At 66.7% G+C, this 8,658-nt stretch carries 10 protein-coding genes and 1 pseudogene; 9 read left to right on the top strand and 2 right to left on the bottom strand.

Annotated features, from left to right (window positions below; genetic code table 11):
• The coding region (locus AC36XV_RS13275) for an anthranilate synthase component I family protein (protein WP_492204168.1) at window positions 1–1,025 on the bottom strand (1,025 nt) is incomplete at its 3' end.
• A gap of 31 nt (window positions 1,026–1,056) precedes the next feature.
• Window positions 1,057–1,548: a 6-pyruvoyl trahydropterin synthase family protein gene (locus AC36XV_RS13270; protein ID WP_492204167.1), complete on the bottom strand. Its 492-nt coding sequence runs from the start codon at window positions 1,546–1,548 to the stop codon at window positions 1,057–1,059.
• A 184-nt stretch (window positions 1,549–1,732) separates the two neighbouring features.
• Here AC36XV_RS13270 and thpR point away from each other — a divergent pair, with 184 nt between their 5' ends.
• The 9 genes and pseudogenes from thpR to pyrH all read left to right on the top strand — a co-directional run bounded on the left by thpR (window position 1,733) and on the right by pyrH (window position 8,657).
• The gene (gene thpR, locus AC36XV_RS13265) at window positions 1,733–2,299 is read left to right on the top strand and encodes an RNA 2',3'-cyclic phosphodiesterase (protein ID WP_492204166.1); all 567 of its coding nucleotides are present in this window, start codon (window positions 1,733–1,735) and stop codon (window positions 2,297–2,299) included.
• Between the two features lie 23 nt (window positions 2,300–2,322).
• Window positions 2,323–2,979 (top strand): hypothetical protein, encoded by a 657-nt coding sequence (locus tag AC36XV_RS13260; protein WP_492204165.1) that lies wholly within the window; start codon window positions 2,323–2,325, stop codon window positions 2,977–2,979.
• Window positions 2,980–3,164: 185 nt separating this feature from the next.
• Window positions 3,165–3,914 carry a signal peptidase I gene (gene lepB, locus AC36XV_RS13255; RefSeq protein ID WP_492204164.1) on the top strand — a complete coding sequence of 250 codons (750 nt, stop codon included), beginning with the start codon at window positions 3,165–3,167 and terminating at the stop codon, window positions 3,912–3,914.
• A gap of 58 nt (window positions 3,915–3,972) precedes the next feature.
• Window positions 3,973–4,821 carry a sigma-70 family RNA polymerase sigma factor gene (locus AC36XV_RS13250; RefSeq protein WP_492204163.1) on the top strand — a complete coding sequence of 283 codons (849 nt, stop codon included), beginning with the start codon at window positions 3,973–3,975 and terminating at the stop codon, window positions 4,819–4,821.
• A 171-nt stretch (window positions 4,822–4,992) separates the two neighbouring features.
• Complete coding sequence (gene rplM, locus AC36XV_RS13245; protein WP_492204162.1) at window positions 4,993–5,421, top strand: 50S ribosomal protein L13; 429 nt, start codon at window positions 4,993–4,995, stop codon at window positions 5,419–5,421.
• A 37-nt stretch (window positions 5,422–5,458) separates the two neighbouring features.
• Window positions 5,459–5,854: a 30S ribosomal protein S9 gene (gene rpsI / locus AC36XV_RS13240; protein ID WP_492204161.1), complete on the top strand. Its 396-nt coding sequence runs from the start codon at window positions 5,459–5,461 to the stop codon at window positions 5,852–5,854.
• Window positions 5,855–5,911: 57 nt separating this feature from the next.
• Window positions 5,912–6,622: pseudogene (gene rpsB, locus AC36XV_RS13235) on the top strand (30S ribosomal protein S2); the annotation flags it as partial.
• Between the two features lie 462 nt (window positions 6,623–7,084).
• Window positions 7,085–7,933 (top strand): translation elongation factor Ts, encoded by an 849-nt coding sequence (gene tsf, locus AC36XV_RS13230; protein WP_492204160.1) that lies wholly within the window; start codon window positions 7,085–7,087, stop codon window positions 7,931–7,933.
• A 10-nt stretch (window positions 7,934–7,943) separates the two neighbouring features.
• Entirely contained in the window at window positions 7,944–8,657 is a 714-nt protein-coding gene (pyrH, locus tag AC36XV_RS13225; RefSeq protein ID WP_492204159.1) for a UMP kinase, read from the top strand.
• Window position 8,658 lies beyond the last annotated feature (1 nt).

Below are 8,658 nucleotides of genomic sequence, written 5' to 3'. Positions count from 1 at the left end.
TTCCGGAGCAGGTCCACGATCATGAGGTTCTCCGCCCGGTCCTTGCCGCTGGCCCTCAACTCGGCGGCGAGACGCCCGTCCTCCCGGGGGCCGGATCCCCGGGGGCGCGTGCCCTTGATCGGCCGCGTCTGCACGACTCCGCCCGGCGTCAGCTGCAGAAAGCGCTCCGGAGAGGTGCTCAGGACCGAGAAGCCGTCCCCGGCGAAGAAAGCGCCGAACGGAGCCGGGCTCGCCTCACGGAGCTTCAGGTAGATATCGCCGGCCGGTTTCTCCGTGGACGCCTCGAACCGCTGGGAGAGATTGACCTGGTATGCGTCGCCGGCACGGATCCACTCGATGATTCGCCCGACGGCGCCTTCGTAGCCCGCGGGGGAAAAGGTCGAGCGCACGCGCTCGGCCCCGGGCAGGGCGAACGTCGCGGGCGGCTGCGCGCGGGGGGTCGGCACGCCGGTGCGCTCGAGTCGATACCGGGCAGGAGCCGGCCCGCCACCGAGCCAGCGCTCGGCTTCCTCCAGCCTGAGCTTCGCTTCGGCGCGGGAGGCGCCGGCAGGATCGCCCGCTCCGGTCGAGACGATCCAGCACCGCCCCTCGGCTCGATTCCAGCCGACGACCAGGTCGTACAGACCGAGTTCCAGGTCCGGGGCCGAGAAGTCCCGACAGGCGGCCCTCGGCACTCTCTCCAGGTCGGTGGCGAGCTCGTATCCGAGCATCCCGCCGGCCCCGCCGGCGAAGGGCGGGAGACCAGGACGGTCCGCGATACGGCAGTCGGCGAGGGCCCCGGACAGCTCGGTCAGAGGGTCCTCCCGCCCCGGGCGGGCTCCGCCGGGCTCGATCCACTCCGACCGGCCGGCCCGGCCGCGCAGCACCCGGAAGGGGTCGATCGCCAGAAACGAGCACCGGCCCCAGGACGGGTCCGGCTTTGCCGTATCGAGCCACAACACCCAGGGGCGGCCCGAGGTCGTCCGGAACAGCGCCTCCGGGGATGGCGCGTGAGCCATCTCCCGGATCAGCGGCAGAGAGTTCATTCGGCGGTCCTTCGTTCCAACGGCCGTGCCTTCAGGCGGGGGCGCCATCCGTCCAGGTGGCGGACTGGCCGGGCGCTTCCTCGACCTCGATCTCGATCCGGGTGATCGTGTCCTCCCCGCCGGTCCCGAGGACCGTCCGCAAGCGGTGCCCGAGATACTCGGCGAGTCTCTCCGCCGTCGTGTTGGATAGCGGAAGAAGCACCACGTCCCGCTCGGGAAAGCGATAGCTCCAGTTCGGGTGGCGGACGTCGACCTGGCCCGAGCCCACGTCGATCTCGAGCATCGGATTGGAGGTCGGGATCAGCACCCGGTGGTCGAGCTCGTCGAGCAGTGCACCCATCTCCCGTTTCAGGGCGACGAAGTCATAGACGAGCGAGTCGGGATCGGGATCTCCCCACAGGGTGACTCCCACACGGTAGTTGTGTCCGTGGAGGGCTTCGCATCCGTCGCGGCCGAACGTGATGAAATGGGCGGCGGCGAAGATGAGCGCCTCCTTGCCCACGGTGACTCTGTACGCGGTCATGTTCTTCCTGTCGGAGGAAGGGTCCTGACACCTCTGCGGATCCAACATCGTACGCTCGAGGAAGCGGGGGCGCATCCCGTGCCGTTCCGCATGCCCTTGCCCCCCCGCCTGCGTCCGGGCCAGCTTAACCGGGGAGTCTGCCCGGCGGAACGGGCGGAACCGGAGTCGAGGGAAGCGAGGTCGAATGCGCCTCTTCGTGGCCGTGAACTTTCCGGCGCGCCTGCGACAGAAGATCGCGCGGCTCAGCCGTCCCCTGGAGGAGGCCGGGATTCCGGGCCGATGGGCAGGTGCCGACCAGATCCACCTGACCCTGAAGTTCATCGGCGAGGTCCCGGCGGCGGACGTGCCCGCGATCACGGACACGCTGGGAAAGGTGGCGCGGAGCTTTCGACCGTTCGAGTTGGCATTCGGACCGATCGGAGCGTTTCCTTCTCCGCGCCATCCGCGGGTCGTGTGGCTCGGAGTGGAGCCGACGCCGGAGCTGCGTTTCGTGAAGGACGATCTCGAGAGGTCGCTTTCCGAACTCGGGGTCGCCCGGGAAAGCCGTCCGTACCAGCCCCACATCACGCTGGGCCGGGCGCCGCGCGACGCGGAGGCGGGCGAGTTCCGACGCTTCGAGGAAGTGACACGAAAGCTGGGTCTCACGGATGTTTACCGGGTGACGCACCTCGATCTGATGAAGAGTCATCTGCGGCCCGACGGGGCCGAGCACACGCGCCTGGCCGCCGCCAACCTGGGGCGGCGAAGCTGAGCGGGCGGGAAGGGGAGGAGGCGGTGATCAAGAGCTGTCTGGCGCGGATCGGGTGCCTCACCGTGCTGGCCGCCGTCCTCGGGGCGGCCTGGCTGTTCCGCGAGGACGTCGCCCGGCTTTGGTCACGCCTCGAGATCACTTCCGCCTCGGAGCCGAGCGAAGCGATGGCCGATCGAGCGTCCGGCGAGCTCGAGGCGCTGCTGCGTGGACAGAGCGCGGGCGTGACGCTCAGCCAGGCCGAGATCCAGAGTCTGCTGACGTACCGGGCCGGTCCCTTGCTCCCGACCGGAATCGAGAACCCGATCGTCCAGGTTCTCGACAGCACGTTCGTCGTCTCGGCCCGTGTCGATCCCGCACGCCTGGAGGGCCTGGCCTCCCCGGAGGTCGTGGAGAGGCTGTTCTCCGATTCCGCCCGGGTCGTGGTCGAGCTGGAGCCGGGTGTGCTTCCGCCGGGAATCGGACGGATCGAGGTGGTCGGGCTGCAGGCGGGAGCCGTTGCCGTTCCGTCGCTCATGATTCCCTGGATCCTCGACGGCCTGGAGCTGGAGGGCGTCGAGTCCACGGGCAGGGTACTCTTCCTGCCGACTCCGCGCCGGGTGGAGGTGTTCGAGGTCCGCGACGGCTCCCTCGTGTTCGAGATGGCACGCGGGGACCCGGGTGGAGAGGGAAGCGCTCCGTAGTTGAGGACGAGTTGAGCCCGGCCGCCACCTTGCGTACCTATTGGGTGGCGGCCCGGCTCATGGCGGGAACGCAGACGAGACGGGGGGGGTACGGCGCTCTGGCATCGGGGGCGTGCCTTTCCCTCGAGTCGGACGATTGAGCGAGCCCCGCGGGGGCCATCATAGACAGGCAGGTGCGGGAGAGCATGAGCAAGAACAGGAAGCCGTCGAAGGCGGGCGGAGAATCGGACAACGCCTCGGTCGGCCGGTGGCTGTGGGAGTGGACCAAGTCCATCGCGGTCGCCTTCGTGCTGTTCATCCTCGTCCGGACATTCGTGGTCGAGGCTTTCCAGATTCCGACCGGCTCCATGGAGCAGACGCTGCTGGTGGGGGATTTCCTTCTGGTCAACAAGATGGTGTACGGAGCCGAGGTCCCCGGCACCGGCGTTCGGCTTCCGGCGTTCGATCCACCGGCCCGTGGCGACATCGTGGTGTTCGCTCCCCCTCCGGCCGCACGCCAGGCTGCCAACACGAACTACGTGAAGAGGATCGTCGGCCTTCCGGGCGATACGCTGCTCATGGTCGAGGGGGTACTGTATCGGAACGGAGCGCAGGTGGTCGAGCCGTATGCTCGACACACCCGTCCCTACGAGGATCCGCGGAGCCCCCAGTTCGACTGGCAGCAGTCCTACCTGGTGCAGAACGGGCGCCGCGTTCAGGAGTATCGGCCGACGCGTGACAACTGGGGCCCGATCCACGTTCCGGAGGAACACTACTTCGTGATGGGAGACAACCGGGACAATTCGGAGGACTCGAGATACTGGGGTTTCGTGCCTTCGGAATCGATCAAGGGTAAGCCCTGGATCATCTACTTTTCGTACGACCGCAACAAGATCACACCCTTCCCCTGGCTGACCGAGATTCGCTGGAGCCGGCTGTTCGACTCGATCAGGTAGGTCGGACCGGCCGGCTCGATCCGGGCGGATCGGGCGGTCGCGCACGAGGCGGAGGAGAATGGCACAGAAGGGCGATCATTCCGGGGGCTCCCTCGACCTCTACCTGCGGGAGATCGCGGATCACCCGATCCTGAGCCGCGAGGACGAGGTTCAACTGGCCCGCGAGATCCGGAAGGGCGACCAGCAGGCGCTCAATCGACTGGTCGCTGCCAACCTGCGCTTCGTCGTCACGGTGGCCAAGCGCTACCGCAACCACGGAGTGGCCTTCGCGGATCTCGTCAACGAAGGCAACCTCGGCCTGATGCGTGCCGCTCGCCGGTTCGACGAGACCAAGGGCGTTCGATTCATCTCGTACGCGGTGTGGTGGATTCGGCAGGCGATGATGCAGGCCATCGCCGAACAATCTCGGATCGTTCGCATCCCCGTCGGGCGGATGGACGAAGCCAACCGGGTCGTCCGTACGTCGCGGCAGCTGAGCCAGGAGCTCGGACGCCGCCCGACGCCTGAAGAGGTCGCGATCGAGCTGGATCTCAGTCCCGAAGCGGTTCAGCGGTCGCTGAGCATGCACAGCGGATACGTGTCCCTGGACGCGCCGGTTCCGGACACCGAGGACACCTCGATGCTCGAGCTCATTCCGGACCGGGAAGGAGAGGAGCCCGAGGAGCGGACACAGCGCGAAGAGCTGAAGGACGTGCTGGAGGCCAGCCTCACGCACCTTCCCGAGCGGGAAGCTCGCATCCTCAAGCTGTACTTCGGTCTCGATGGGGAGGAACCACACACGCTGGAGCAGATTGGCCGCGAGTTCGCCGTCAGTCGGGAGCGAATTCGGCAGATCAAGGACCGGGCTCTCGTCCGCCTTCGACTCGGCGCTACCGGACGCGTTCTGGCGTCCTTTCGCGACCGCTGAACCACCGATCGATTCGTCTTGACACCTGTGGTGGTCCCCTTTAGCTTCCGGGGCTGCTAGCGGGATGATCCTGGCCGCTGCCGCCGCGTGCGGGGGCGGCCCGCTTTTTCTCTCAGATTCGTGGCCACGAGGTACGGGCGCTCCGAGCGGAAACGTACGGGCGATCAAGGAATGAAGACGTATTCGGTCAAAGCTGGTGAAATCGAACGGGACTGGTACGTGGTCGATGCCACGGACCAGGTGCTCGGGCGACTCGCGACTCGGATCGCATCCGTGCTGCGCGGGAAGCACAAGCCTACGTTCAGCCCGCACCTCGACGTCGGCGACTACGTGGTGGTCGTGAACGCCGCGAACGTGCGTCTGACGGGTCGCAAGGCGGAGCAAAAGGAGTACTTCCGGCACAGCGGTTACATGGGTGGCGAGAAGGCCATTCCCTTCGAGACGATGATGCGGACCCACCCGGAGAGGGTGATCGAGAGGGCGGTGAAGGGGATGCTCCCCAAGAACGCTCTCGGCCGCCAGATGTCGCAGAAGCTGAAGGTCTACGCCGGGGCGGAGCACCCGCACACGGCGCAGCGACCGCAGCCGCTGGAAGTGTGACCGCCCGACCGCGGGCGAGCAAAGACACGGAGGAAGCTTGGCGGACAGCAAGACATTTCAGGCCGTAGGCCGGCGCAAGGCAGCGGTGGCGCGGGTGTGGCTGCGGCCTGGAGACAGTTCCTGGAGCATCAACGGGCGCGATCTCGAGGATTACTTCCCGATCGCGCGGCACCGGGCGGCGGCATCCAAGCCGTTCGAGGTGACGGGAACCGAGGGCCGATTCGCGGTGCACGCCCGAGTCTCGGGCGGTGGACCGACCGGACAGGCGGAAGCGGTCCAGTTGGCGGTGGCGCGTGCGATCCTCGAGATGGACGAGGACATGCGCTCCACGCTGCGATCGCACGATCTGCTGACGCGTGATCCTCGGGTGGTCGAGCGCAAGAAGCCCGGTCGCCCCAAGGCACGCAAGCGGTTCCAGTTCTCCAAGCGGTGATCACGCTGCCATCACGACGACGGCGCAGCCGAACCCGATAAGCGAGTAAACGAGAGCATGTCAGAAGTCGGTCTGAAGGAATTGCTACAGGCTGGTGTCCACTTCGGCCACCAGACGCACCGCTGGAACCCGAAGATGCGCAGGTTCATCTTCGCGGAGCGAGGCGGTATCTACCTGATCGATCTGAAGAAGACCCTTCGGGAATTGAATCGGGCCCGCGACCTGGTGAACGGCGTGGTCCGCGGTGGCGGCAACGTGCTTTTCGTCTGCACGAAGCCCCAGCTCAAGGGCCTCGTCAAGGCGGAGGCCGAGCGGTGCGGCGCGTTCTACGTGACCGAGCGCTGGCTCGGCGGCCTGCTGACGAACTTCCAGACCATCAAGAAGAACATCCGTCGTCTCAAGGACCTCGAGAGGGGTGCCGAGGAGGGGGCGTTCGAGTTCTACACGAAGAAGGAGCGGCTCCTTCTCGACCGGGAGCGGGAGAAGCTGGAGCGCTACCTGTCCGGCATCAAGGACATGAACCGGCTGCCCGGCCTGGTCTTCGTGGTGGACGCGAACAAGGAGGACATCGCGGTACGCGAGGCGAACCGCCTGGATATCCCCGTGGTCGCGATCGCAGACACGAATGCCGACCCGGACAAGCTCACCATCCCGATCGCCGGTAACGACGATGCCATTCGCTCGGTGTCCCTGATCACGGGGGCGATCGCCGACGAGATCATCATGGCGCGGCGCGAGGCACCCGAGGGAACGGGGCGAGCCGAAGAAGAAGCGGCGCTCACCTATTCGTCCGATCTCGGCGGGACCGGGGCGGCGGAGGGCAAGCGGAAGAAGAGGCCGAAGCGTCGCCCGCGTCCCGAGTTGATCAAGCGGCGCCGGCACGCCACGGATCCCGAGGCGGGCTCGCCCGAGGGTGAGGCCGACGAATCGGACGCCGGTGACGACGCGGAGATGGACGGCGACGAGGTGGTCGTGGAGGAGGTCGTCGTAGAGGAGGCAGTCATCGTCGAAGGAGGCGACGACTCGCCGCCCGATACGGAGGCCGAGGAAGTGGCCCTCACGGCGGAAGCGTCCGGCGGGGAAGACGGGGAACGCAAGGATCCCGGCTCACCCTGAGCGGACGCGAAACGGTGGGCCACTTCGGTGGCCCATTTTTTTTGTGTTCCGACGTTTGGCGGTGCCTCCGTGCGCCGCGGATATGCGATCATGAACGGAGAAGGGAATAGACAGATGTCAGCGATCACGGCGGCAGCGGTGAAGTCCTTGCGTGACCGGACGGGCGCGGGAATGATGGACTGCAAGAAGGCCCTCGTCGAGACCGGCGGTGACGAGGAGCAGGCCATCGACCTCCTTCGGCAGTGGGGTTCGGCCAAGGCGGCGAAGCGGTCCGAGCGCGAGATGTCGGAGGGCATCGTGGCGATCGAGGTCGACGAGAGTGCGGTTGGCATGGTGGCCGTGTCCAGCGAGACGGATTTCGTGGCCCGTAACCAGGACTTTCAGGACTTCGCGACGAGCCTGGCCCGGCGGGTGGCCGCCTCGGATCTGCCCGAGGGGGAGGTGCTCGATGGCTCCAGCGTGCTCGATCACGCGGGTTTCGAGGATCTTTCCGGCGAACTGGAGTCGATGAGGGCGACGATCGGCGAGAACCTGGAGGTGCAGCGGGCCGTGCGCATGGCGGTCCCGAAGGATGGAGAGGTGGGTTCGTACCTGCACTTCGGCGGCCGCATCGGTGTTCTCGTGGATGTCGCGGCGGAAGGAACCGGGGTTTCCGACCTCGTTCGTGACCTGGCGATGCACATCGCCGCCACCGATCCGATGGGCGTTTCTCCGGAGGACATCCCGGAGGAGGATCGGGCGCGTGAGCGCGCCGTGCTGGTGGAGCAGGCCCGTGCGGAGGGCAAGCCCGAGCACATCGCGGAGAAGATCGTGGAGGGCCGGATGAGGAAGTACTTCGAGGAGAACACGCTTCTGAAACAGCCCTTCGTCAAGGACCCGGACACGAGCATCGAGGAGCTCGTGGCTGGTCACGGCTCCGATGTGAGCGTCCGCCGGTTCGTACGCTTCGCGATCGGAGGTTAGAGAGGCGCCTTTGTCCGATCTGAAATATCCCCGGGCCCTGGTGAAGCTCTCGGGAGAGTCGCTCGCGGGAGCCCGAAGGTTTGGAATCGAGCCGGAGGTCGTGGACAGTCTCGTTCTCGAAATCGAGAAGGTCCACGAAGCCGGGATCAAGCTGGGGCTGGTGGTCGGAGGCGGGAACATCGTTCGGGGTGCGGTCGCCAGCGAGCGCGGCATGGACCGCGTGTCCGCAGACTACATGGGCATGCTGGCGACCGTCATCAATGCCCTCGCCCTGCAGGACGCTCTCGAGCGGCACGGCGTCGAGTCGAGAGTCATGACCGCCATCCGGATGGAGCAGCTTGCCGAGCCGTACATCCGGCGGCGGGCCCTCCGTCACCTGGAGAAGGGTCGCGTGGTGATCTTCGCCGGGGGGACGGGAAACCCGTATTTTTCGACCGATACGGCGGCCGTGCTCAGGGCGATCGAAATGGAGGCCGACGTGATCTTGAAGGCCACCAAGGTCGACGGTGTCTACTCGGCCGATCCCGACAGGGAGCCGGACGCCGAGTTCCTTCCGGATCTCACCTACCGCGAGGTCATCAACCGGGAGCTCGGAGTGATGGACGCGGCCGCCGTGTCCCTCTGTCGGGAGAACGATCTGCCCGTCATCGTACTCAACATCGGCAAGCCCGGGGCGATCCTGGCTGCGTTGCGCGGCGAGCGGATCGGCACACTCGTAACCTGAA

Source organism: Candidatus Benthicola sp. (assembly GCF_058719085.1).
The sequence above is the reverse complement of the archived record's forward strand: the minus strand, read 5'-3'. Positions and strand labels throughout refer to the sequence as shown.

Excerpts from the sequence above, each read along its gene's own strand:
- lepB (WP_492204164.1), top strand. The coding sequence starts at position 3,165 with ATGAGCAAGAACAGGAAGCCGTCGAAGGCGGGCGGAGAATCGGACAAC.
- AC36XV_RS13270 (WP_492204167.1), bottom strand. The coding sequence starts at position 1,548 with ATGACCGCGTACAGAGTCACCGTGGGCAAGGAGGCGCTCATCTTCGCC.
- tsf (WP_492204160.1), top strand. The coding sequence starts at position 7,085 with ATGTCAGCGATCACGGCGGCAGCGGTGAAGTCCTTGCGTGACCGGACG.
- rplM (WP_492204162.1), top strand. The coding sequence starts at position 4,993 with ATGAAGACGTATTCGGTCAAAGCTGGTGAAATCGAACGGGACTGGTAC.
- thpR (WP_492204166.1), top strand. The coding sequence starts at position 1,733 with ATGCGCCTCTTCGTGGCCGTGAACTTTCCGGCGCGCCTGCGACAGAAG.
- AC36XV_RS13250 (WP_492204163.1), top strand. The coding sequence starts at position 3,973 with ATGGCACAGAAGGGCGATCATTCCGGGGGCTCCCTCGACCTCTACCTG.